Annotated in this window: 21 protein-coding genes; 10 read left to right on the forward strand and 11 right to left on the reverse strand. The window is 67.3% G+C overall.

Annotated features, from left to right (window positions below; all coding sequences use genetic code 11):
- Positions 1 to 363: 363 nt before the first annotated feature.
- Both cysC and cysD read right to left on the reverse strand, forming a co-directional pair.
- Entirely contained in the window at positions 364 to 2,247 is a 1,884-nt protein-coding gene (gene cysC, locus ACLQ3C_RS17135; RefSeq protein ID WP_425706285.1) for an adenylyl-sulfate kinase, read from the reverse strand.
- Entirely contained in the window at positions 2,247 to 3,200 is a 954-nt protein-coding gene (gene cysD, locus ACLQ3C_RS17140) for a sulfate adenylyltransferase subunit CysD (RefSeq protein WP_425706320.1), read from the reverse strand. Before cysD ends, cysC begins: the two co-directional genes overlap by 1 nt.
- A 113-nt stretch (positions 3,201 to 3,313) precedes the next feature.
- On the opposite strand from cysD, the gene ACLQ3C_RS17145 reads away from it, so the two are divergent.
- From ACLQ3C_RS17145 to ACLQ3C_RS17170, 6 genes are all read left to right on the forward strand, one after another.
- Positions 3,314 to 4,213, forward strand: a complete 900-nt coding sequence (locus tag ACLQ3C_RS17145; RefSeq protein ID WP_425706286.1) for a helix-turn-helix domain-containing protein — start codon at positions 3,314 to 3,316, stop codon at positions 4,211 to 4,213.
- A 177-nt stretch (positions 4,214 to 4,390) separates the two neighbouring features.
- Positions 4,391 to 5,701 carry a DUF222 domain-containing protein gene (locus tag ACLQ3C_RS17150; RefSeq protein WP_425706287.1) on the forward strand — a complete coding sequence of 437 codons (1,311 nt, stop codon included), beginning with the start codon at positions 4,391 to 4,393 and terminating at the stop codon, positions 5,699 to 5,701.
- 143 nt (positions 5,702 to 5,844) lie between these two features.
- A complete protein-coding gene (locus tag ACLQ3C_RS17155; protein WP_425706288.1) occupies positions 5,845 to 6,753 on the forward strand; it encodes an enoyl-CoA hydratase in 909 nt (302 codons plus the stop codon).
- A 1-nt stretch (position 6,754) separates the two neighbouring features.
- Complete coding sequence (locus ACLQ3C_RS17160; protein ID WP_425706289.1) at positions 6,755 to 7,921, forward strand: acyl-CoA dehydrogenase family protein; 1,167 nt, start codon at positions 6,755 to 6,757, stop codon at positions 7,919 to 7,921.
- A gap of 5 nt (positions 7,922 to 7,926) precedes the next feature.
- Positions 7,927 to 8,898: an acyl-CoA dehydrogenase family protein gene (locus ACLQ3C_RS17165; RefSeq protein ID WP_425706290.1), complete on the forward strand. Its 972-nt coding sequence runs from the start codon at positions 7,927 to 7,929 to the stop codon at positions 8,896 to 8,898.
- The gene (locus ACLQ3C_RS17170; protein WP_425706291.1) at positions 8,895 to 10,004 is read left to right on the forward strand and encodes an acyl-CoA dehydrogenase family protein; all 1,110 of its coding nucleotides are present in this window, start codon (positions 8,895 to 8,897) and stop codon (positions 10,002 to 10,004) included. The genes ACLQ3C_RS17165 and ACLQ3C_RS17170 overlap by 4 nt, the downstream gene beginning before the upstream one ends.
- Before the next feature lie 22 nt (positions 10,005 to 10,026).
- On the opposite strand, the gene ACLQ3C_RS17175 is transcribed toward ACLQ3C_RS17170, so the two are convergent.
- From ACLQ3C_RS17175 to hsaA, 7 genes are all read right to left on the reverse strand, one after another.
- Positions 10,027 to 10,653 carry a TMEM175 family protein gene (locus ACLQ3C_RS17175; protein WP_425706292.1) on the reverse strand — a complete coding sequence of 209 codons (627 nt, stop codon included), beginning with the start codon at positions 10,651 to 10,653 and terminating at the stop codon, positions 10,027 to 10,029.
- A gap of 358 nt (positions 10,654 to 11,011) precedes the next feature.
- Positions 11,012 to 12,172, reverse strand: coding sequence for a sulfotransferase family protein (locus tag ACLQ3C_RS17180; protein WP_425706293.1), 1,161 nt, complete (start codon positions 12,170 to 12,172; stop codon positions 11,012 to 11,014).
- Entirely contained in the window at positions 12,165 to 12,962 is a 798-nt protein-coding gene (locus ACLQ3C_RS17185; RefSeq protein ID WP_425706294.1) for an SDR family oxidoreductase, read from the reverse strand. The genes ACLQ3C_RS17180 and ACLQ3C_RS17185 overlap by 8 nt, the downstream gene beginning before the upstream one ends.
- Positions 12,959 to 14,167 (reverse strand): hypothetical protein, encoded by a 1,209-nt coding sequence (locus ACLQ3C_RS17190; protein WP_425706295.1) that lies wholly within the window; start codon positions 14,165 to 14,167, stop codon positions 12,959 to 12,961. Before ACLQ3C_RS17190 ends, ACLQ3C_RS17185 begins: the two co-directional genes overlap by 4 nt.
- Positions 14,164 to 14,739 (reverse strand): 3-hydroxy-9,10-secoandrosta-1,3,5(10)-triene-9,17-dione monooxygenase reductase subunit, encoded by a 576-nt coding sequence (gene hsaB, locus ACLQ3C_RS17195; RefSeq protein WP_425706296.1) that lies wholly within the window; start codon positions 14,737 to 14,739, stop codon positions 14,164 to 14,166. The genes ACLQ3C_RS17190 and hsaB overlap by 4 nt, the downstream gene beginning before the upstream one ends.
- A 16-nt stretch (positions 14,740 to 14,755) precedes the next feature.
- Positions 14,756 to 15,667, reverse strand: a complete 912-nt coding sequence (hsaC, locus tag ACLQ3C_RS17200; protein WP_425706297.1) for an iron-dependent extradiol dioxygenase HsaC — start codon at positions 15,665 to 15,667, stop codon at positions 14,756 to 14,758.
- Positions 15,668 to 15,718: 51 nt separating this feature from the next.
- Complete coding sequence (gene hsaA, locus ACLQ3C_RS17205) at positions 15,719 to 16,954, reverse strand: 3-hydroxy-9,10-secoandrosta-1,3,5(10)-triene-9,17-dione monooxygenase oxygenase subunit (RefSeq protein ID WP_425706298.1); 1,236 nt, start codon at positions 16,952 to 16,954, stop codon at positions 15,719 to 15,721.
- A gap of 229 nt (positions 16,955 to 17,183) precedes the next feature.
- On the opposite strand from hsaA, the gene ACLQ3C_RS17210 reads away from it, so the two are divergent.
- Positions 17,184 to 18,389, forward strand: a complete 1,206-nt coding sequence (locus ACLQ3C_RS17210) for a Rieske 2Fe-2S domain-containing protein (protein WP_425706299.1) — start codon at positions 17,184 to 17,186, stop codon at positions 18,387 to 18,389.
- 4 nt (positions 18,390 to 18,393) lie between these two features.
- Positions 18,394 to 18,759, forward strand: a complete 366-nt coding sequence (locus ACLQ3C_RS17215) for a hypothetical protein (RefSeq protein WP_425706300.1) — start codon at positions 18,394 to 18,396, stop codon at positions 18,757 to 18,759.
- Here the strand turns inward: ACLQ3C_RS17215 and ACLQ3C_RS17220 are convergent.
- Positions 18,713 to 19,309, reverse strand: coding sequence for a hypothetical protein (locus tag ACLQ3C_RS17220; RefSeq protein WP_425706301.1), 597 nt, complete (start codon positions 19,307 to 19,309; stop codon positions 18,713 to 18,715). The genes ACLQ3C_RS17215 and ACLQ3C_RS17220 overlap by 47 nt on opposite strands.
- Positions 19,306 to 20,436 carry a TDT family transporter gene (locus tag ACLQ3C_RS17225; protein WP_425706302.1) on the reverse strand — a complete coding sequence of 377 codons (1,131 nt, stop codon included), beginning with the start codon at positions 20,434 to 20,436 and terminating at the stop codon, positions 19,306 to 19,308. Before ACLQ3C_RS17225 ends, ACLQ3C_RS17220 begins: the two co-directional genes overlap by 4 nt.
- Positions 20,437 to 20,536: 100 nt before the next feature.
- Between ACLQ3C_RS17225 and ACLQ3C_RS17230 the strand changes: the two genes are divergently transcribed.
- Together ACLQ3C_RS17230 and ACLQ3C_RS17235 are read left to right on the forward strand one after the other, a co-directional pair.
- Entirely contained in the window at positions 20,537 to 21,454 is a 918-nt protein-coding gene (locus ACLQ3C_RS17230; protein WP_425706321.1) for a LysR family transcriptional regulator, read from the forward strand.
- Positions 21,455 to 21,560: 106 nt separating this feature from the next.
- On the forward strand, positions 21,561 to 22,358 hold the full coding sequence (locus ACLQ3C_RS17235; RefSeq protein WP_425706303.1) for a VOC family protein: 798 nt from the start codon (positions 21,561 to 21,563) through the stop codon (positions 22,356 to 22,358).
- Positions 22,359 to 22,583: the final 225 nt, after the last annotated feature.

A 22,583-nucleotide genomic window follows, 5' to 3' on the forward strand; every position in this document is an offset into this window, starting at 1 on the left:
GTCTCCTGATCAGCAAACGAACCCGGCGCCGCACCAGCCACGCCGACTCCGCTAACGAAGGCGGTCAGCGCCAGCACCACAGCCGCAACACCAGCCGGCACCCGACGCGACCTACCTGCCCGCCGTCGTTCACGCGAACTCGTGCCCACTGCCATCAAAGTCTCCTAGCCCGTTCGATCCGTTATCACGCACCGTTGATGTGTCATTCTGAACTTCAATGTGTGAAACTAAAGCACGCGGCAGAAGCTTCGGCAAATTGGCACACGGGCTCTATCGGGAAGTGTGGAGCAGTCGCTGCTCATCCGAGTTACGTGAGTACGCCGGAGCTGAATGGGATCTCGGCTTGTGCGCTACGTTTCCCGGTCACAGACCCAGGTTTCGGAGCACCGTCTCGGCCGCCTCGGCCGGCGCGCCGTCGGACGGGGTGAGAACGAGGTCGGCGTGTTCGGGCCGTTCATACGGCGAGTCGATGCCGGTGAACTGGCCGATCTCACCGCGCCGGGCCCTGGCGTACAACCCTTTCGGGTCGCGGCGCTCGCATTCGTCGAGTGGCGTGTCGACGAAGATCTCGTAGAAGGGCAGGCCGCGTTCGGCGTGGATCTCGCGGGCGCGGGTGCGTTCGTCGGCGAACGGCGAGATCAGCGACACGATGGCCACCGACCCGGAGTCGGCGAACAGCGCGGCGACCTCCGCGGTGCGGCGGATGTTCTCGCGCCGATCGTCGTCGCCGAAGCCGAGGTCGGAGTTGAGGCCGTGACGCAGGTTGTCGCCGTCCATCAGATAGGCCGGGCGCCCTTCGGCGACCAAGCGACGTTCCAGTTCGGTTGCCAGCGCGGACTTCCCCGACCCGGACAGCCCCGTGAGCCAGATGGTGACGCCCGGGTAGGGCCGGTGCTCCCGGGACACCTTGGTGGCCTGCCACACGATGTGGCTGTCGTGACTGACCGGCGCCGTGATCATTCCGGCCGCAACGGTCTCGTTGGTGGTCTCGTCGATCAGGATGAAGCTGCCGGTCTCCCGGTTGCGCCGGTAGGAGTCGAACATGACGGGCTGCTGCGTGTGCAGGGTGAGCCGACCGATCTCGTTGAGCGCCAACGATGTCGGTCCGGTTTCGCGGTGCAGGGTGTTGACGTCGAGCCGGTAGTTCACTCCGGTGACCTCGGCCCGGCTCGCCCGGGTACCGGCCATCAGCAGGTAGCGGCTCCGTTCGGCCAGGGTGGTGTCGGCGCTGAACCAGCACACCATCGCGTCGATGTCGCGTGCGACGTAGGGCCGATTGTTCGGGCGGGCCAGCATGTCCCCGCGCACGATGTCGATGTCGTCGGCCAGTTCCACCGAGCACGCCATCGAGGCGAACGCCTCGTCGACCTCGGTGCCGCCGGGCCCCCAGATCCCGGTGATCGTGGTGGTGAAACCGCCGGGCAGCACGACCACCTCGTCGCCGCGGGCGAAGACACCGCCGGCCACCGTTCCGGCGTACGCGCGATGATCGGCGCCGTCGCCGCGTTGCGGCCGGATCACGTACTGCACCGGCAGCCGCGCATCGATCAGGTTGCGGTCGGAGGCGATGTGCACGTTCTCGAGATGACCGAGCAGGGTGCGGCCGGAATACCACGCCATCGCCGGTGAGGCGTCGACGACGTTGTCGCCGCGCAGCGCCGAGATCGGGATGAAGGTGATCTCGCCGACGGTGAGCTTCGACGCGAAATCGGTGAACTCCGCGCAGATCTCGGCGAATCGCCGTTCCGAGAAGTCGACGAGGTCCATCTTGTTGACGCAGACCGTCAGGTGCGGGATGCCCAACAGCGACGCCAGGAAGGCGTGCCGCCGGGTCTGCTCCAGCACGCCTTTGCGGGCGTCGATCAGGATGATCGCCAGATCTGCGGTGGATGCACCGGTCACCATGTTGCGCGTGTACTGCACGTGCCCCGGCGTATCGGCGATGATGAATTTCCTTCTCGGCGTGGAGAAGTAACGGTAGGCCACGTCGATGGTGATGCCCTGCTCACGTTCGGCGCGAAGGCCGTCGGTGAGCAGCGCCAGGTCGGAGAATTCGTCACCGCGTGCGGCGCTGGTGCGTTCGATCGATTCGAGCTGGTCGGAGAAGATCGACTTGGCGTCATACAGCAGCCGGCCGATGAGCGTCGACTTGCCGTCGTCGACCGATCCCGCGGTGGCCAGCCGTAGCAATTCGCCTGCCGCACCCGGTGTCTGGATGTCGCCGGCGGTCACGGGGACGGCATTCATCAGAAGTAGCCTTCTTTCTTGCGGTCTTCCATGCCCGCCTCGGAGATGCGGTCGTCGGCGCGGGTCGCGCCGCGTTCGGTCACGCGGGTGGTGGCCACCTCCTCGATCACCTTCGCGACGGTGTCGGCGTCGCTGCGCACGCATCCGGTGCAGGTGGCATCCCCGACCGTCCGGAATCGCACCCGCTCGGTGTGCGCACTCTCCCCCGGTGCACGCACAAGAAATCTCGTGTCGGCCAACAGCATTCCGTCACGGGCGATCACCGGACGGTCGTGTGCGTAGTAGATCGGGGGTAGTTCGATGTGCTGCGCGGCGATGTACTGCCAGATGTCGAGTTCGGTCCAGTTGCTGAGCGGGAACACCCGGATGTGCTCGCCATTGTGGTGCCTGCCGTTGTAGAGGTGCCACAGTTCCGGCCGCTGTGCGCGCGGATCCCAGGAGCCGAACTCGTCGCGGAAGCTGAAGATCCGTTCCTTGGCGCGCGCCTTCTCCTCGTCGCGCCGGGCTCCGCCGAACACCGCGTCGAAGCGGTTCTCGGTGATCCCGCGCAGTAATGCGGTGGTCTGCAACCGGTTTCGACTCGCTCCCGGACCCGTCTGCTCGACCACGCGCCCGGCGTCGATGTCGTCCTGGACCGAACTGACCACCACCCGCACCCCGGTCTGCGCGGCAACCCGATCGCGGAAGTCGATCACCTCGTCGAAGTTGTGTCCGGTGTCGACGTGCATGAGCGGGAACGGAACCGGCGCCGGCCAGAACGCGCGGCGGGCGAGATGGAACATCACCACCGAATCCTTGCCGCCCGAGAACAGCAGCACCGGCCGCTCGAAGGTCGCGGCCACCTCCCGGAAGATATGGACCGACTCGGCCTCGAGTGCATCGAGGTGACCCAGTTCGTAGTGCCTCCTCGACACATCATGCCCCCTCGACACATCGTGTCCACGTGCGGGGATTTCCGCGGATGACGCTGTCACTCTGCGCTCCTTGACATGTCGAATAGTCGACACCGAGTATTGACTATGTGACGGACACGGTAAGCGAGTCGAACGGCCACGGTCAACAACCGATGCGGTCACCGTCACCGCCCACCGCACGCGTCGTGCAGGTCATCGAGGCCCTCTGCGCCGATGAGCACCCACTGGCCCTTGCCGACATTGTCCGCCGGACCGGCCATTCCCGCGCGACGGCACACGCCGTCGTCACCGAACTCTGCAATCGAGAATGGGTGATGCGCCTGCCCGACGGCACATACACGACCGGATCCCGGCTGATCGGTCTCGCCGCAGGAATCACGCGCGCCGATCACCTCACCCGCCGCGCACGCCCGACGCTCGATGCCCTCGCCGGCGAACTCGGCGTCGACTGCTTTGTGGCGCGGCGCGTCGGCGACGAGATCGTCATCATCGATCACCGCCCCGGCCCCGATCACCACACCGGTGCCGACAGGACGGCAGCGGGCTCGGTCCTGCCCCTACGGCCGCCGGTCTGCCGAGAATTCATCGCCTGGGAGCCTGCCGAGGTGCGTGCGGAGTGGATTGCGCAGGCCCCGGTCGCGCTACGCACCCGACTGGGCCTCGCCCTCGACGCCGTCCGCGAGCGCGGGGCATCCATCGAGCGGATGACCGACGACCACGTCGCCGTCCTGACCGCACTGAACTCGTTGGAACGGACGGCTGTGCCGCAGGGTGTGCGATCCCAGGTCGGCGAGTTGCTCGGGCATCTGACGGCCATCGACTACCTGCCCGCCGAGCTGGCCGCGGCCGCCGGTGAGCGGGTGGCGGTGGTGACCGTGGGCGCGCCCGTTCTCGACGCCTCGGGCTCCGTGGTGGCCTCGGTGGTGAGTTGCCCCAACCGTTCGATCGCCGTGCCCGAGCTGGACCGCATCGTCGCCGCGACGCGAGCGGCCGCCGAGCAGTTGGGCGCAGCACCGGGAACCCAGCGCGCGAGCGCTTCACGAAACGGGTAGCTGCACTGCCATGCCAGCGCGCTAGCACAGCCCTCCGACAGAAACGAACGCCCATTCATACCTCGAAACGTGTTGTCCACAAGCGGCATTCGATCCACAGAATGCGCAGATTCGGGTGCCATTGTCGGCGCATGCGTGTAGGATGGAGACATCGCATCGATCGCCAAGGGGGGCACCATGATCGCCGACGACACCATCGAAAGCACTGACACCGCAGCCATTCTGGCCGGCATTGTCGACCAGCTGGCCGAACTCCGCACCCGCCCCGACATGACCGGGCCGCAAGCACACGCCGCACTGCAACAGATCCTGCTGATCCGCAACCTCGCCGACCATCATGCAGCCGCGTTCACCGGTGAACTCGACCGCCTGGGTGTCGCCGACGGCCACGGGCGCCGCCTGCGGGAACTGCTGGTCGTGATGGGGTGCGCGCCCGCCGTCGCCGCCCGGTTCGTACGGATCGGCACCGCCACCGACATCGACCCACTGCGACGCCACGCGGCCGATGGTTCGATCTCGTCCGAACACGCCGACGCGATCGTGCGGGGCCTGTCGCACATCGAAACCCGATCGGTCGAACCAGTCGAACCAGAAATGCGGTTGGCGCAGTTGATGTCACTGATGTCGTGGTCGTCGGCGGGCATGACGCCGGCCCAGATCACCGATCACGCCCGCACCATCGCCAACGAACTCGCCGCCGACACCGACGATGGCAAACCTGCCGCCGAAGACAAAGCCATCAACGAACTCGGCTACCACAAAACCGATGATGGCCGTCGCGATGTGCGCGCCAACCTCGATGCCGTCGCCGGGGAGAAACTGCACAGCCTGGTCGAATCACTATCCGCGCCGAAACCTCAGCCCGACGGTTCGCACGATCCGCGGTCGGCGGAACGGAAACGTGCTGATGCTTTGGAAACGATTCTCGAGCTTGCGGAGAAGAGTTTCGCCGATGAGACGGTGTCGTGCAAACCGACCGGCGGCGTCCTGTTGACGATTCCGGCTGACGCCCCGAAGCTTTCCGCACTCGAGTTCATGGGATCGGTGACCCCTGCGACGGCAAAAATGTTGGGTTGTGATGCCGCGGTCACCGTCGTCATCGTCGACGGCGAACAGGTGCCGTTGAACGTCGGACGCGAGAAGCGGTTGTTCACGCCGTCGCAACGAAAAGCGCTGCTGCTCAGGGATAAATGCTGCGTGAAGTGCGGTGCACCCGCATCGCGCACCCAGGCACACCACCTCGTGTCGTGGGCTGATGGTGGCGCTACCGACCTCGACAACGGGTGCCTCCTCTGCACCGCCTGCCATCACGATGTCCACGACAGAGCCGGCGCCGGGAGCGAAGCGAGCGGGCCGAATGATCACTGGGATGTGGTGATGGGATTCGACCGGCATCCGTGGCTGATACCACCCGCCACCATCGACCCCAAACGACGACCACTCCCCGCCTACAACCGGCGCACCCTACGACTCGACAACGCGGCCTGACACCAGCTGCCTGAAACCAGCTACCTGTTCGTTGAGAACTTCATAGGGCCTCGGCCCAGCACACGGCGCCGTCGATGTCGCGATCCGGAGTCACGGTAACCCGCCACTACCAACCAAGCACTTGCTAGGTTACGCTCGGGAGCATGAGTGCCGCCGCCCTCCCTCCCGTGCTGACTCCCGACGATCTCGGCCCGGATACCACTCCGGTCGCCTACGAGACGGGCGGGCCGGGCGGCGCGGTCGCCTACGTGACGCTGAATCGGCCCGAGTACCGCAACGCGCAGAACTCGGTGATGACCTACTCCCTCGACGCGGCGTTCCGGAAGGCCGTCGACGACGCGGACGTGAAGGTGATCGTGCTTCGGGCCAACGGCAAGCACTTCTCCGCCGGCCACGACATCGGTACGCCCGAACGCGACTTCGACACCTTCTACGAGAACGCGGCGGTTCTGCACTGGGATCACACCGACAAGTCGGGAGCCGATCAGCGTCTGGCCCGCGAGATGGAGGTGTACATGGGCATGTGCCGGCGGTGGCGTGACATTCCCAAGCCGATGATCGCGCAGGTCCACGGCGCATGCATCGCCGGTGGCCTGATGCTGGCGTGGGTGTGCGACTTCATCGTCGCCTCCGACGACGCATTCTTCTCCGATCCCGTTGCGCGCATGGGCATTCCCGGCGTCGAGTACTTCGCACACGCCTACGTGCTCGGGCCGCGGCGAGCCAAGGAGATCCTGTTCACCGGCGAGCGTTTCACCGCCGTACAGGCCGCCGGATGGGGCATGGTCAACCATGTCGTCGAACGCGACGGGCTGGCCGGCAAGGTCGACGGCATCGCCGAGAAGATCGTCGAGATGCCGATGCAGGGTCTGTTCCTCTCGAAGAAGGCCGTCAACATCTGCGAGGACCAGATGGGTATGCGCAACGCGATGGATTCGGTGTTCGGATGGCATCACTTCGCCCATTCCGCCAACGCCGAGGCATCGGGCGGGGATTCACTCGGCGGGATGGACGCGAAGTCGATGAAGCAGGCGAATGGGGCGGGGGCCTGACGTGGATCTGTTGTTCGACGATGCGGCACAGGCGTTTCGGGCCGAGGTCCGGTCCTGGCTCGCCGCTCATGTACCGGCCGAACCGTTGCCGTCGATGGACACCGCGGCGGGGTTCGAGGCGCACCGCGAGTGGGAAGCCACGATGGCCGCCGACCACATGTCGGTGGTCAGCTGGCCCGTCGAATTCGGCGGCCGCGACGAGCCGCTGCTGCACTGGCTGATCTTCGAGGACGAGTACTACCGGTCGGGGGCTCCAGGCCGAGTCAGCCAGAATGGCATCTTCTTACTCGCCCCAACACTTTTCGAGCACGCGCACGCAGAGCAGCTCGAGCGGATCATGCCCCGGATGGCCCGCGCCGACGACATCTGGGGTCAGGCATGGAGCGAACCGGAGGCGGGTAGCGACCTGGCGTCGCTACGGTCGAGCGCGACCCGCACCGACGGCGGCTGGCTACTCAACGGGCAGAAGACGTGGAGCTCGCGGTCGTCGTTCGCCGACCGGGCCTTCGGGCTCTTCCGCACTGATCGGGAAGCGCAGCGGCACAAGGGATTGACGTACTTCATGTTCGACCTGCGTGCGCCCGGCGTGACGGTGCGACCGATCGCCCAGCTCGACGGTGAGCCCGGCTTCGCAGAGCTGTTCCTGGAGAACGTCTTCGTCCCGGACGATCCGGACGATCCGGGTGCGTCCGGCGTGATCGGCGTCGTCGACAACGGATGGAAGGTCGCGATGAGCACCGCCGCCAACGAGCGCGGACTCTCGCTGCGCGCCCCCGGGAGATTCCTCGCGACCACGGACCGGCTCGTCGAGCTGTGGAAGACAGCGCGTGATGCGGTGCCCGCGACCGCTGCTGCCGACAAGGGCGTCGCCGACGCGTGGATCGGTTCGCGCGCGTACGAACTCTCGACGTATCAGACGGTCAGCCGCCTCGCGGCCGGTGGGCAGCTGGGCATGGAGTCGTCGATCAACAAGGTCTTCTGGTCGCAGTGGGACATCGCCGCCCACGAGACCGCACTGGACCTGCAGGGCTCCGAAGCCGAGCTCGACGACCCCTGGCTCGACGGGTACCTGTTTTCGCTCTCGGGCCCGATCTACGCCGGCACCAACGAAATCCAACGCAACGTGATCGCGGAACGCCTGCTGGGCCTGCCGCGCGGGGACCGGTGAGCACGATGGACTTCCTTCGTTCCGACATCCACGACGATCTCGTCGCGAGCATCGACGCGTTGCTCACCAAGGCCGACAGCGCCGCGGTGGCCCGCGCCTGGGCCGCCGGCGACCGCGCTCCCGCGGCCGCCGTCGTCACCAAGCTCGCGGAGATCGGCGTGTTCGGCCTGATGATCGACGAGGCGGCCGGCGGCTCCGGTGCCGGAGCGGTCGAGATGGTGGTGGCCGCCGAAGAACTCGGTCGCCACGGCTTTCCGGGGCCGCTGGCCGAAACCCTGGCCGTCGCACCGGCGGCATTGCGTTCGGCCGGTCAGCACGAGACGCTCGAGCGCATCGCCGCGGGCGAGCTCGTCACCGTCGCCGCCCCGCCGCTCGCGCCGCTGGCCGCCGACGTCCCCGCGGCGTCGGCGGTGTATCTGCTCACCGACGGTGCACTCAGCACAGCCGAAGCGGTGCGTACCGAACGGTCGGTGGATTCCACGCGGACCGTATCGACGGTGCGCGCGGTACAGACCGTCGCCGACGGCGTCGACGCCGGGCGCGCCACCGACTTGGGTGCGCTGGCCACCGCCGCCCAACTCCTCGGCCTCGGTCAACGCATGCTCACCCTGGCGTCCGAATATGCCGTGGCCCGCGCACAATTCGGCCGTCCGATCGGGTCCTTCCAGGCGGTCAAACATCATCTCGCGGACGTCGCGATCGCCGTCGAGATGGCCCGGCCCCTGGTGTACGGCGCGGCCGTCGGCGCCGACGGGGGTGCGCCCGCGGGAACCGACGTCGCCCGCGACATCTCGGCCGCCAAGGTGGCCGCCGCCGACGCCGCGAATCTCGCGGCGCGGCACTCGCTTCAGGTGTTCGGCGCCATCGGCTACACCGCCGAACACGACCTGTCGCTGTACCTGACCAAGACCCGGGCCCTGATCGGTGCGTGGGGCACTCCGGCCGCCCATCGGGCCCGCATCCTGGAGACGCTATGACGGTCCCCGCACCGGCCGACGCCGTCTCGCCCGAAGATCGCCGCGCACTCCGTGATTCGGTTGCGACGTTGTTGCGGCAGCGCGCCGACTCGACAGCGGTGCGCAAGGCGATGACGTCGACGCCGCGTATCGACCGGTCGTTGTGGCAGACACTGTGCGCCGAGATCGGCGTCGCAGCGCTGCCGATCCCAGAGGAATTCGGCGGCGCGGGTGCAAGTTTCGTCGAAACCGGCCTCGTGCTGGAGGAACTCGGCGGCGCGACGGCGTCGGTGCCGGTGTTCTCCTCGGCACTCGCGGCGGCCGCGATCCTCGCCACCGGCGACGACGCCGCAGCCGCCCGCCTGCTGCCCTCGATCGCCACCGGCGAGCAGGTGGTCGCGCTGTGCTGGGCCGAGGGCGCCGGGTGGTCGGCGCCCGGGGTACGCGCCGAGGCCGGATTGCTGTCGGGCACCGCCCATTACGTACTCGACGGCGAATGCGCCGATCACCTGCTGGTACTTGCCGGAACGGACGCGGGACCCACGGTGCACGACGTGGACGCCCGCGCCGAAGGCGTCACCATCACGCCACAGCCGCTGCTCGACCCGACCCGGCCGCTGGCCACCGTGACCTTCGACGACGTGCCCGCCACCACAATCACCGCCCGCACCGGCACGGTCGTCGCTCTGCGCACCGCGGCGTGGGCGCTGCTGTCGGCCGAGCAGGTCGGCGGCGCCGCACGGACTCTGGATCTGACGGTTCGACACAGCCAGGAGCGCACCCAGTTCGGCCGGGCCATCGGCTCCTTTCAGGCCCTCAAACACCGGATGGCCGACATGTACGCCCTCGTCGAGACCTCCCGCTCACTGGCGACGGCGGCGCTCGAAGCCCTCGCCGCCGGATCGGCCGACGCCGCCGACCTCGCCGCCGCCGCCCACGTCCACTGCTCCGAGGCCTATTGCCGCGTCGCCGGTGACGCCATCCAGATCCACGGTGGCATCGGCATCACCTGGGAACACGACATCCAGCTGTACTTCAAACGCGCGCAGTCGAGTTCGCAACTGTTCGGTCAACCGCACGAAGTGGTGGCCGAACTGGCCCGGCGGTTGCAACCGAACGAGAACTGAATTCCCGCCGCCGGGATGCCCGCTATCGACGTGCACGCCACCGGTGCGCGACCGCCGCATGCAGCGGCCCGCTCAGCAGCAGCAGGAGTAGCGACCACATCCCGACGTCGTGGAACACCGCGGTCACGACCATCGCGATGGTCAGCATGATGATCGTGCTGAGGTCGGGCGGACCGGCCAGCCAATGCTCGGTCTCGGGTGAGTCGTCGAGCAACGCCCGGTGCGACCGACCCCACAGCGCCATGGCCGACAGGGACGCGATCGACACCCACAGCACCGTCAGATACGCCAGATTCGCCCATTCGATCTCGCGCCCGCTGATGAGCGCGGTGACGAACGGCAGGGCCACGATCGTGAAGAGCCACAGGAAGTGGAGTCTGAACAGGACCTCGTCGTAAGACCGGAAGTACTCCATCATCGAGTGGTGGTTGCGCCACAGCACCCAGATCACGATGAAGCTGATGAGGAAGCCGATCACTTGGTCGGAATGGTCGGAGAACACCTGCCACACGGTTATGCCTTCGGTGAGATCGTGGGCAATGTCGACCAACGGCAGGACGAGCAGCGTCAATGCGATCGCGACGACCGCGTCGGTGAACGCGATGAGCCGACGAAATCCTTCCTCGGTGCGGCGGTGCGAATCTGCCATGGGAGCACTGTAGCCCGCTTGCCCCGCCCCCGACCGGTCAGGAGGAGTCGCCGGATAGCCGATCCGCGGCGCCGATTGCGTTCGCGCCGTGGGATCTCCAGATACTCGCCCAGCAGGACGACGAGTTGTTGTGCGCACCGATTCTGCTCGTTCTCGATCCATGGCCCGTGCTACGAACCGTAGCCCTCGTGCTGATCGCACTGACCAGCCGGTAGCTCGGGTTGCTGGGTATCGCCATGGCCACCGGCCTGGCCATCGTCCTGCGGTGCGGCGTCGAACTGCCGGAACACCACTGGCGGTCGGTGTTCGAGGATCTTCCGCGCACCGCCGATCCCACAGCGTCGGCCGTGCGCGACGATCAGGACTCGAAAGCCGCGGTCACCGTGGCCTCGTCGAGGCCGTAGTCGGTGAGCCGGTAGGTGTGCCGCGGCGCCCGCACGCCCGAGTGGCTCTCCTCGTCGAGCGCGCGCATCGCCGCACCCGCCGCCGGAGACACCTCGGTGCCCAGCGCCGCGTACACCCGGCGGACCGCCCCGAACGGGTCGGAGCGCAACTCGGCGAAGTCGACGTCGAGGAATTGACGCTGGTCGTATCGTGCCCGCGCCGTGGAGAACTCGTGCAGCCCACGCGACCACAGTTCCAGTTGCGACTCGCCGATCTGCTCGCCGACGAAGGTCGTCGACCATCCCGGGGTGGCGTGCTCGGCGAGGCTGCACATCGACGCGATGATCGTCTCCGGTGCCCGGTGGGTCTGGATCACCAACGCATCCGGGTAGGTGGCCATCAGCGCGTCGAGGGCGAACAGATGGCTGGGATTCTTGAGCACCCAACGCTTCTCGAGATCATGGGAGCCGATCAGTTGCAGGTTGCGTTTGTGCCGCGCATACGCCGGCGTCCAGTCCTGACCGGCCAGCCAGCGCGAGTACGTCGGCACATGCGCCAGCGACTCGTAGGAGACCGACATGATGCTCTGCCGCAACAACTGCCAGCATTCCTCGACCTCACCGGCATCCATGTAGTGCAGGCCCATGAATTCGGGGTTATCGACGTGATGGCGCGCGAAGCCCGCGTTGATCTGCCGGAACACCGGATTGTCGGCCCAGGTGTCGCGCGGTGGCCGCGGCTGCGGGAAGTCGCACAGCCACATCTCGAGTCCCTGATGCGCCGGGTCTGCGGTCAACAGCCGGTGCAACGCGGTCGTCCCGGTCCGGGGCAGGCCGGTGACGAACACCGGACGGGTGATCGGCACGTCGACATATCCCCGATTCGCCTGCCACGACGCCTCGCTGAGCAGGCGGGCGACCAGCGCACCCTTGAGGAAGAACCGGAACATCTTGCTGCCCAGCGCGCTCAGCCCGGCCTCGTCCGCATACGACGCCAGCAGAGTCCGTAGCGCGTCGCGATAGCCGTCGTCCTCGCCGAAATCGTCGAGACCGGTTGCCCGCATGGCCGATTCGTGCAGATCGTCGACAGTTCCCACCTGCGTGGAGGTGGCGCGGACGGAAGCCGAGCTAGTCATGGTATTCCCCGCAATTCACGTCCAGGGTGTGGCCGGTGATGGCCCGCGCCATCGGCGACGCCAGGAAGACGACGGCGTCGGCGATCTCGTCGGGTTCGGGCAGACGTTTCAGATCCGAGCGGGCCGCGGTCTGTTGATACACCTGCTCGGCGGTGATGCCGTACTTCTCGGCGACCTCGCCGAAGTACCACTTCAGTTGATCGTCCCAGATGTATCCCGGCGCCACCGAGTTGATGCGGATTCCCTTGTCCCCCAGTTCGGTGGCCAGCGTCTGCGACATCGCCAGCATCGCCGACTTCGTCAATTTGTAGCTGCCGTAGCGGGGTTCGGAGTGGCGGATGACCATCGAGTTGATGTTCACGATGGCACCCGACCGGTCGGCGAGCGCGTCGGTGAATGCCTTGATCACCCGCAATGTACCCAGCACCGTGAGGTCGAGACTAGCGGCGATCTGGTCGAAGTCGGTGCGGGCGAGGGGTTTCATCGACGGCAGCGCGAAGGCGTTGTTGACCAGGACGTCGACCCCGCCGAATTCCTCGATCACCGCGGCGACCAATGCGTCGACGGCATGGTCGTCGGTGATGTCGGTGGGCACCACCAACGTGTGTCCGTCGATTTCGGCAGCGACTTCTTTGAGCCGCGACTCGGTGCGGGCGGCCAGCACCACGTCGGCGCCGGCGGCCGCGGCACGGCGACAGATGGCACGCCCGAGCCCCGGACCCACACCGGAGACGACGACGACCTTGCCTGCCAGTACCCCGCCGGGTGCTACCCCGCCGGCGCCGTTCATGCGAGCATCCTGGCCGCGAACTGCCGCTGCCGCAGCGCGATCCGCTGCGACCATTCGTGCTCGTCGATGCGGTTGTGGTCGACGAAGGGCAGATGGGCCGCCACATCTGCGAAGTCGACGACCTGTGCGCTCGGTCCCAGATCGGGGGTGATGGGCGCGTCGGTCCGCTGCCAGCGGAACTGCAGAATCCCCTGACCGCGGCCGGTCGTCTCGATCCAGTTGGTCACACCCGGATTGCGGTGCGCGAGCACCATCCGGATCATCCCGTCCGGATCGACCTGTGCCTGAGCCGAATTGAGGCTCGTCTGGTGATTGACGTAGTCCAGGGAAATGTACCACATGCTGCCGAGCTGGAATCCCTGATAGGGCGCGGCCGATCGGGGCACGGTGATGACCATCGCCTCGTCCTCGCCGAGCCGGTAGTGGCCCACCGAGGAGAATTGGGTGGCCAGCCCGCCCGGGGTCAGGCGCGGCGCGGTGAAGGCGTTGACCGGCTCGTCGAGGTAGAACCACTTCGGGAAGTTGAACCAGGTGTTGATGCGTGCGGTCAGCATCTTGGCGGCCGTGCGATACCGGCGCTCGACCCGCTCGAGATCCGGTTCGGGGGGCGCGGTTCCGGCGGTGTCGACACGTTCGATGGCGATGGCACCCTTGGTCGCCGACCACTCCGAGTACACCTCGCGCACCGAGAGGGTGGTCGCCCCTTCCGGCAACACGAGCTCGCCCGGCGCCGGCGCCGATCCGGCGGGCCGGAAGGTGATGTCGAAGGTGCCGTCGGCTTCGATCGCAAGCCGCCGGTCATCGAAGGCATCATCCCCACCCGGGACCGCGTCCGGGGTGTAATCGCCGCGCAGCACCTGGAAACTCAGGTCGGCGGTGGTGCCACGCCGACCGCGGACCCGGTAGGTCCCGGTTGGCTCGATGTCGGCGTGCAGATACAACGTATCCGGGTTGTCCAGGCCCATCTTGGTGTACGGCCCGGTCGACGTGACAAACACCGGGTGCGTCAGATTCCGGGTGCGCACCAGATGCAGGATGGCCGAGATGCTGCCGGCGAGATAGTCGAGGCCCTCGGCGAGGTCCTGTTCGCCGGTGACGAAAACGGCTGTGCGAATGAGGTTCTCGGCCTCGATGATCGCCGCGGTGAACGGGCCGGTGGCGGCCGGCGTCACCGGGTCGGCCGAGGCGGTGGTCGCGGCGCTCATAGCCAGGTGTCTCCTCCGGTCCAGGTCAGGAAGTTCTCCAACTCGGCCTGCGCCGGGGTCACCCGCGGATGTTCGGTGGACAGGTAGCCGCCCCGGTAGAACAGCAGCGGCTTGTCCTGCAGCACCTCGCCGAGCGTCTGCGCGCGGCCGATGACGATGTGGTGGTCGCCGCCATCGGTCACCTGCTCGATGGTGCAGTCGACCCAGGTCAGGCAATGCCGGATCACCGGAAGCCCGGACGGGGACCGGTCCCAGGCGATGCCGGTGAACTTGTCGTCGCGGGGTGCGCCGAAACTCGCGCTGACGTCCTGCTGCCGGTTGGACAGCACGTTGACGCAGAACGCGCCGCGCTCTTCGATCACCGTCCACGTGCGTGAGGTCTTCTGCGGACAGAACAGCACCAGCGGCGGGTCGAGGGACAGCGCGGCGAACGACTGGCAGGCGAAACCCGCGGGCCGGTCGTCGTCGGTGAGGGTGGTGATGACGGTGACGCCGGTGCAGAATTGCCCCATCGCCGTCCGGAATTGTCTGGTGTCGAAGTCTGCGGAGCCGTAGGGCGTGTGCGCACTCATGATTCGGCGTCCGGCCCTAACCGCGGAAGCCGATGGTGAAATCGTGTCCCCACAGGCTGACCGCAGTACTCTCCCGGGCGATCCACTCGTCGTCGTCGACTTTTCTTCCCTCACAGCCGAATTCGACGTCGAATCCGCCGGGCGTCTTCATGTAGAACGACAACATCAGGTCGTTGACGTGGCGGCCCAGCGTGGCCGACATCGGCACCTTGCGGCGCAGCGCCCGGTCCAGGCACAGGCCGACATCGTCGGAGTTGCCCACCTCCACCATCAGATGCACGATGCCCGTCGAGTTCGGGATGGGCAGGAACGCCAGCGAATGGTGCCGCGGGTTGCATCCGAGGAAGCGCAGCCACGGCACCTCGTCGCCCTCCTCGCGGCCGACCGCCTGTGGCGGCAGGCGCATCGAATCGCGCAGGGAGAACCCGAGGACGTCGCTGTAGAAGTCGAGGGCGGCCTTGTCGTCGGAGCAGGTGAGCACCACGTGCCCGAGGCCCTGTTCGCCGGTGACGAAGCGGTGACCGTACGGGCTCACGATCCGTCGATGTTGCAGTGCCACACCGTGGAAGGCCTCCAACGTGTGGCCGGCCGGATCGTCGAACACGATCATCTCGACCACCTGCCGGTCGAGTAGTTCCTCGTCCTTGGCCTCGCGGTACACGATTCCCGCCGCCGACAGCCGGTCCCGAACCTCCTGCAGCGCAGCAGCATTGGCACACTCCCAGCCGGAGGAGGCAAGCCGGTCGTGTTCGCCCGGCACGATCACCAGCCGCGCCGGGAAATCGTCCATGCGCAGATACAGGGCGCCGTCGGTCGCTCCCTTGCCCTCGACCATGCCGAGGACCTTGAGTCCGTACTCGCGCCACGCGCCGACGTCTGTCGCCTCGATGCGCATGTAGCCCAGGGATCGGATGGGACTGTCGGTCATGTCTGCTGCTCCTGTATTCGCTGTGCCTGTCATGCGCCCCGTCACGGCCGGTCAGACCATGGTGTCGCCGACCGGAATCCCGAACTCGCCGTTGCCGAATGCCACATACGCCCGTTCGGGATCGTTGGCGGCATGCACGCGCCCGGCATGCGCGTCACGCCAGAACCGCTGGATCGGCGAGTCCAGGTCGAGCGCTCCGGCGCCGGAGTTCTCGAAGAGACTGTCGATGGCGGCGATCGCCCGGCCGGTGGCCCGCACCTGGTCACGACGGGCGGCCAGCCGCAGCTCCATCGGGATCTCCTCGCCGGCGAGGATGAGGTCGTATTCGGCGGCCAGATTGCCCGACACCTGACGCCAGGCCGCGTCTATGTCGCTGGCGGCACCGGCGATCCGCACCTTGGCGAACGGATCGTCCTTGGACTTCTCGCCGGCATAGGCCGCGCGTACCCGCTTGCCCTGATGCTCGACGTGCGAGTGGTAGGCGCCGTACGCCATTCCGATGATGGGCGTCGAGATGACGCTCGGATGGATAGTGCCCCACGGCATCTTGTACACCGGGGCGGTGTTGCGCTCGAGTCCCGGGCTGCGATATTCGGCCATGGTGCGCATCGACAGCACGCGGTGGCTCGGCACGAAGGCATCCTTGACCTGCAGCGTATTGGAGCCGGTTCCCTTGAGCCCGACCACATTCCACGTGTTCTTGATCGTGTAGTCGGAGCGGGGCAGGAGGAAGCTGACGAAGTCGACGGGCTTGCCGCGCTTGATCACCGGACCGCCCACGAAGGTCCAGTCGGCGATCTCGCATCCCGAGGAGAAGGCCCAGTTGCCGTTGACTTTGTATCCGCCGTCGACGACCTCGCCCATTCCCATCGGGGCATACGACGAGGAGATCCGGACCGAGGTGTCCTTGCCCCAGACGTCGTCCTGGGCCTGCTGATCGAACAGCGCCAGGTGCCAGTTGTGGACACCGACGATGCCCGACACCCAGCCCGTCGACCCGCAGGCGGTGGACAAACGGCGGACGGCCTCGTAGAAGGTGACCGGGTCGACCTCGTAGCCGCCCCACTGCGCGGGCTGCATGAGCCGGAAGAAACCGGCGCTCTCGAGGCTGGAGACCGTCTCGTCGGGAATCCGCCCCAGATCCTCGGTCTGCTGGGTCCGCTGTTCGAGCTCGGGCAGCAGCGCGTTGATCTTTTCGAGGACCGCCTCGGCTGCCTCGCTGCGCTGATGCGCTGATGGGAACCGCTGATGATCAGAACCGCTCCGTTGTGCTGGCATCTCGCCCATTCCTGTCTCCCCGCCTGTTCTCGTCGTGTGCCCGGTCCCGCCGGCAACCTTCACGCTGTACGATTTCGAGACTAGAACACGTTCTCATTTATGTCGAGCGCTGGGACTTTGGGCCCTTTTCCTGCCCTGTTTCCCACATCGCACCCGGCAATCGGCCACCATTTTTGTAACATGTTCTAGTATTGGTCGTACGCGATTTGCGTGCAGCAGCACGATGGGAGATGGCCACATGGCTGTGACAGCTGGTTCCGGGCCCGCACACACCGGCGGAACCGATTCGGGTGTGCGTGAGATCGACACCGGCACCCCGCCGACCCGCTTCGCCCGGGGATGGCACTGCCTGGGCCTGGTGAACGACTTCCGCGACGGCGCACCCCACCCGGTGCAGATCTTCGGCACCAAGCTCGTCGTCTGGGCCGACACCGCAGGTGAGATCCAGGTCCTCGACGCCTACTGCCGGCACATGGGCGGCGACCTCTCCCAGGGCAGCGTCAAGGGCGACAACGTCGCCTGCCCCTTCCACGGCTGGTTGTGGAAGGGCAACGGCCGATGTGCCGGCGTGCCGTACGCCAAGCGCAACCCGAAGCTCGCCAAGACGCGCGCCTGGCCGACGATGATCCGCAACGGGCAGGTCTTCGTCTACCACGATGCCGAGGGCAATCCGCCACCGGAGGACTGCGTCATCCCCGAGGTGTCGGAGGTCGGCAGCGACGAGTGGACGCCGTGGACCTGGAACCGGATCGTCATCGAGGGCTCCAACTGCCGCGAGATCATCGACAACGTCGTCGACATGGCGCACTTCTTCTACGTGCATTTCGCGCTGCCCGACTACTTCAAGAACGTCTTCGAGGGCGAGACCGCCGCGCAATACATGAACTCCCATGGACGCCCGGACATCTCGTTGGGCACCGCCTACGGCGACACCCGCCTGGAATCGATCGCCGCCTATTACGGACCGTCCTACATGCTCAATCCGATGGTGCAGTACTACGGCGGATACGCCGTCGAGACCATCCTCACCAATTGCCACTACCCCATCGACGAGAATTCGTTCGTGCTGATGTACGGCGTGATGGCCAAGGTCCCCGAGGGTCTCTCCGCCGAGCAGGCCGCCAAGATGGCCACCAAGATCACCGCAGGCATCGAGGTGGGGTTCCTGCAGGACGTCGAGATCTGGAAGCACAAGACCCGCATCGACAATCCGCTGCTCGTCGAGGAGGACGGCCCGGTGTACCAGCTGCGACGCTGGTATGAGCAGTTCTACGTCGACAAGGCCGACGTCACCGACGAGATGACGCAACGCTTCGAGTACGAGATCGACACCGTCAAGGCGGTCGAGAGCTGGAACATCGAGGTGCAGGAGAACATTCGGCGCCGCGAGGAGCAGCAGGCAGCCGACGTACAGACGGCCGAGGGCGCCGAGTCGCGGGTCTGAGCCGATGACGCGCGCAGCCGGCTGGTCCAAGGCCCCCGATCTCACCACCGATCCCGCGCGGCTGGAGCGGGTACGCGAGGCGACCACCCGCGACCGCGACCACTATCTGCGGGGCGGCATGACCGAGATCGAATGCCGCTCGTGCCACGCCTGCATCCTGGTCAAGAAGACCAGCCCGCATCACACCAGCGTGCAGTGGAATGCGCAGGCCCGCGCGCGTTGTGACGAGCTCGAGGAGATCCGTCGGGCCGGCGGGAATCCGGCGATGATGCGGACGTGTCCGCGGTTGTCGGCGAGTATCGATCACGGGGTGGCCGAGGGGATCATCCCCGCGCACTCACCGGAGTCCGATCCCGACGGCTATTGGTGAGCACCGGCCACTGCAGAACCGCGGCGGTCAGGGCCACGACGACGGTCAGCAGTCCGAGGACGAGAGTCGCGATCGCGCCCCAGCCCGCGTCCAACAGCGGTCCCGGCGTGTCGATCGCGTCGATGACCGCGGCGTCGAACAGGTGCGTCGCCGGGTCGGCCACCGTCACGGCGGCGACGACGACCGTCGCAACTCCCGCTGCGGCGATCACCGCCGCGGCCCCGAGAACCGCGATCCGGTTGCGCCGGATCGGCTTCCACCACGCCAGCAGCGCGACCAGCGCGATGACGACGCCGAGAATCAGGGTGACCAGTGCGGGCCGATGCGTGTGGGCGCCGAAGGCGGCCGCGACATCGGCGGTCGCCGCGGCCTTCGCGTCGACGCCACCGAGACCACTGACCTCCAGCTGCGCGCCCTGGTCGGAGTAGCCCCAGGTCGCCTGGGAACATCCGGCAATGACCACGCCGGCGATGGCCAGGACCGGCCACAGAAACGGTCGGATACGGTCGGTGACTCGCTTCGGGACGGCGGTGTCGGGGACGCTGCTCACCGTTCCAGCGTGCCACGCACCGGCTGCGGCACCGCCGGCGACGCGGTCTCGACGACCCCGGCGGCCGTGCGGGCGACCACGATGGTCCACGCGCACACCAGGACGACGAATCCGGCGTCGGCGACCACCGTGAACACCGTGCCGCCGAGCACTGTCCCCAGCGCGGCGGAGCCGGTGACGAAGGTGCCCAGCGGGAAGGTGAACGACCACCACGTCAACCCGAACGGCAGGCCGCGGGCGATCGAACGCACGGTGATGGTCGCGGCGACCACGATCCAGCACGCAGCGGCGACCCAGACCGGAATCGCATACGCCAGGCCGACGTCACGCACGACTCGGGCGGTCGGCGCATCGAGCACCGCTGCCGCGGAATGCGGGAGCAGGCATGCGGCGGTCACCGACTGTCCCAGCGGGCCGAGCACGATCCACCAGGTGGGCGCGATCCCATCCGGGCCGGAGCCCGTCATGACCAGTCGCCGCACCACCACCACGAGGACTGGCAACGCGAGGATCAGCGAGAAGCCGAGCGCTGCGGCACCGACGAGCAGCAGGAACCGGCTCGTCGCGGCCGAGTCGACGGACGCGGCCAGCACCGCGGCCGCCGACGCCGTCACCGTCGGCCCCACCACCGACATCAGCCAGCCGCCGAACGGCTCGCCCCGCTCGTCGGAACGCCCGACGAGATGACGGGCCGGCACGAGGATCGCCGCGACGACCGCGCTGATCGTGCCGACGGTGAAACAGACCGCATCGACGGCGAGTGCGGCACGGTGGCCGATCACGTGCGTGCCCGCAACCAGCGTGGACGTGCCCACGGTGAGAATCGCCATCGGCACGGCACCGTAAAAGTGTGCGATCACCGGATGTTGATGGTGTCCACGGGCGACGTCGGGATGCCGACGCCAGTGGGCCGCGGTCGCGGCGACGACCCAGATGAACACCACGCAGGCGAGTAGCCAGAACACCACCGACAGTCCGGTCAGAACTGAGCTGTCTGCGTCGAGGGCGTGCGCGGCGACCGCGACGATCCCGGTTCCCATGACCGACGCGAACCAGTTCGGCGGTACGTGGGCGAACCGGTCCGGGCGCAGGGTCCACGACCGCGCGGGCACACCGAGAAGAGTCATGGCCCCTACGGTCGCCGTCTGCGGGCGCAGGCAGTAGAGGCCGATTGTCTGCAACCCCTACAAACGGCACTTGTATGGTGGGCGAATGCTGAGCTCGCGCATGCCCGACCTGCCGTCCCTGGAGACGCTGCTCGCGGTGATCACCCACGGCAGCCTCAATGCGGCCGCCACCGAACTGGGCGTCACCCAGCAGGCGGCGTCGGCACGCATGCGGGCGCTGGAGGCGACGCTCGGGGTCTCGCTGCTGAACCGCTCGCCCACCGGGACCACTCCGACCGAAACAGGAATCCTCGTGTCGGAGTGGGCCGATCGGCTACTCACTGCGGCCGACGAATTCGACACCGGGCTGGCCGCGCTGCGCCAAGAGCGCCGTGATCAACTGCGGCTGGCCGCCAGCCTGACCATCGCCGAGCACTTGTTGCCACGCTGGCTGGTGTCGTTCGGACGGACCGAACACGGGGCCTCGGCCTCCCGCCCCAAGGTGTCGTTCACCGCGACGAACTCCGAACACGCCTGTGAAATGGTGCGCGCCGGTGACGTCGAACTCGGATTCGTCGAGGGGCCCGAGGTGGCGCCCGGTGTGCACAGCCGGATCGTCGCACGCGACACCCTGCTGCTCGTGGTGCCCCATGACCACCGGTGGGCTCGTCGACGCACCCCGGTCACCGCCGACGAGTTGGCGCATACCGCACTGGTCTCTCGGGAAAGCGGTTCGGGGACACGCAGTTTCCTCGAGCGCACACTCGCCCGCACGGTCGGCGCGGGAACTCCGCGCGCCGATCCGGTGCTGGAGTTGTCGACGTCGGCGGCGGTGCGCTCGGCGGTGATCGCCGGGGCCGGGCCGGCCGTACTGTCGGATCTGGCGGTGCGCGACGACCTCGGACGCCGCCTCGTCGCCGTACCGCTCGCCGACCTCGATCTGCGTCGGGCACTGCGCGCCGTCTGGATCGGTGGCCGCCACCCCGCCGCCGGAGCGGCCCGCGAATTCCTCACCCACGTCGCCTCCACACGGCAGTAGGTCCCGATACGCCCCATTCGCGGTGAGTTTCGGCGAGGATCGAGGTCAGTCCCTCTGGCCCAGATCCTCTCTGGGCCACCATCCCAATAGGCGAGAAGGGCACGACATGACCAGTTACTCCGCCCCGGTCGGCGCACCGACCTGGTTCGATCTGACGAGCAGCGACCCGGCACGGGCCGTCGACTTCTACGGCGCGATCTTCGGCTGGGAGGTCGAGGGTCCCCCACGCGCCGAATTCGGCGGCTACCAGAACTTCACCCGCAACGGCAGACGCATCGCCGGGTTGATGCCGCACATGGCCGAGGCCGGCCCGGCGAATGTGTGGTCGGTGTACCTGCACACCGATGACCCGGAGACGACGGTGCAGGCCGTCGAGAAGGCCGGCGGAACCATGATGGTGCCGCCCATGGCCGTCGGCGAGGAAGGCACCATGCTGATCGCCGTCGACACCGCCGGCGCGGCGATCGGGTTCTGGCAGCCGAACCGTCACGTCGGCTTCAGTGAATGGGGTACGCATGGCACCCCGTACTGGTTCGAGTGTCAGAGCAAGGACTATGCGGCCTCGCTCGACTTCTACCCACAGGTGATCGGCGCCCGCATCGAGGAGGTCGGCACCGGCGGCGACCCCGACGCCGTCGGCCCCGACCATTACGGCCAGGTCTTCGTCGGCGAGCAGTCCTACAGCGGGATCATGGACGCCGCGAAGATGTTTCCGCCCGAGGTCGGCTCCTTCTGGCAGGTCTATGTCTGCGTCGACGACGTCGCCGCCACCGTGAAGCAGGCGGAGTCCCTCGGCGCCGAGGTCCTGATGGGCGGCGAGGAGACCCCGTACGGCACGCTCGCAGCCCTCAAGGATCCGCTCGGCGCCGTCTTCTGCCTCGGCCACCCGCCGGCCGGGATGTAGGGGCGGTTCGATGGCGGGCTCCAGCTCACCTATTTGCTTCCCGCTCACCTATTTGCTTCCCGCTCACCGAGATCGCTGAGCGGGAAGCAGATGAGTGAGCGGGAAGGCGCCCACCGATCACGGCGCCACGTACGGCTACGGGGCTCATCCTCACCGACCCGCGGATCACCTACTGCGAGACAGCTTTTCGTGACCCTGACAATCCGCTCGACGGCCGGCTGGACA

Origin of the sequence: Gordonia sp. DT30, from assembly GCF_049844915.1 — a bacterium.
In the GTDB taxonomy this organism is placed as follows: Bacteria; Actinomycetota; Actinomycetes; order Mycobacteriales; family Mycobacteriaceae; genus Gordonia.

Bases quoted from the DNA above. Each gene is read 5' to 3' on its own strand.
- cysC (WP_425706285.1), bottom strand. From the start codon at position 2,247: ATGAATGCCGTCCCCGTGACCGCCGGCGACATCCAGACACCGGGTGCG.
- ACLQ3C_RS17145 (WP_425706286.1), top strand. From the start codon at position 3,314: ATGCGGTCACCGTCACCGCCCACCGCACGCGTCGTGCAGGTCATCGAG.
- ACLQ3C_RS17150 (WP_425706287.1), top strand. From the start codon at position 4,391: ATGATCGCCGACGACACCATCGAAAGCACTGACACCGCAGCCATTCTG.
- ACLQ3C_RS17155 (WP_425706288.1), top strand. From the start codon at position 5,845: ATGAGTGCCGCCGCCCTCCCTCCCGTGCTGACTCCCGACGATCTCGGC.
- ACLQ3C_RS17165 (WP_425706290.1), top strand. From the start codon at position 7,927: ATGGACTTCCTTCGTTCCGACATCCACGACGATCTCGTCGCGAGCATC.
- ACLQ3C_RS17170 (WP_425706291.1), top strand. From the start codon at position 8,895: ATGACGGTCCCCGCACCGGCCGACGCCGTCTCGCCCGAAGATCGCCGC.
- ACLQ3C_RS17175 (WP_425706292.1), bottom strand. From the start codon at position 10,653: ATGGCAGATTCGCACCGCCGCACCGAGGAAGGATTTCGTCGGCTCATC.
- ACLQ3C_RS17180 (WP_425706293.1), bottom strand. From the start codon at position 12,172: ATGACTAGCTCGGCTTCCGTCCGCGCCACCTCCACGCAGGTGGGAACT.
- ACLQ3C_RS17185 (WP_425706294.1), bottom strand. From the start codon at position 12,962: ATGAACGGCGCCGGCGGGGTAGCACCCGGCGGGGTACTGGCAGGCAAG.
- ACLQ3C_RS17190 (WP_425706295.1), bottom strand. From the start codon at position 14,167: ATGAGCGCCGCGACCACCGCCTCGGCCGACCCGGTGACGCCGGCCGCC.
- hsaB (WP_425706296.1), bottom strand. From the start codon at position 14,739: ATGAGTGCGCACACGCCCTACGGCTCCGCAGACTTCGACACCAGACAA.
- hsaC (WP_425706297.1), bottom strand. From the start codon at position 15,667: ATGACCGACAGTCCCATCCGATCCCTGGGCTACATGCGCATCGAGGCG.
- hsaA (WP_425706298.1), bottom strand. From the start codon at position 16,954: ATGGGCGAGATGCCAGCACAACGGAGCGGTTCTGATCATCAGCGGTTC.
- ACLQ3C_RS17210 (WP_425706299.1), top strand. From the start codon at position 17,184: ATGGCTGTGACAGCTGGTTCCGGGCCCGCACACACCGGCGGAACCGAT.
- ACLQ3C_RS17215 (WP_425706300.1), top strand. From the start codon at position 18,394: ATGACGCGCGCAGCCGGCTGGTCCAAGGCCCCCGATCTCACCACCGAT.
- ACLQ3C_RS17225 (WP_425706302.1), bottom strand. From the start codon at position 20,436: ATGACTCTTCTCGGTGTGCCCGCGCGGTCGTGGACCCTGCGCCCGGAC.
- ACLQ3C_RS17230 (WP_425706321.1), top strand. From the start codon at position 20,537: ATGCCCGACCTGCCGTCCCTGGAGACGCTGCTCGCGGTGATCACCCAC.
- ACLQ3C_RS17235 (WP_425706303.1), top strand. From the start codon at position 21,561: ATGACCAGTTACTCCGCCCCGGTCGGCGCACCGACCTGGTTCGATCTG.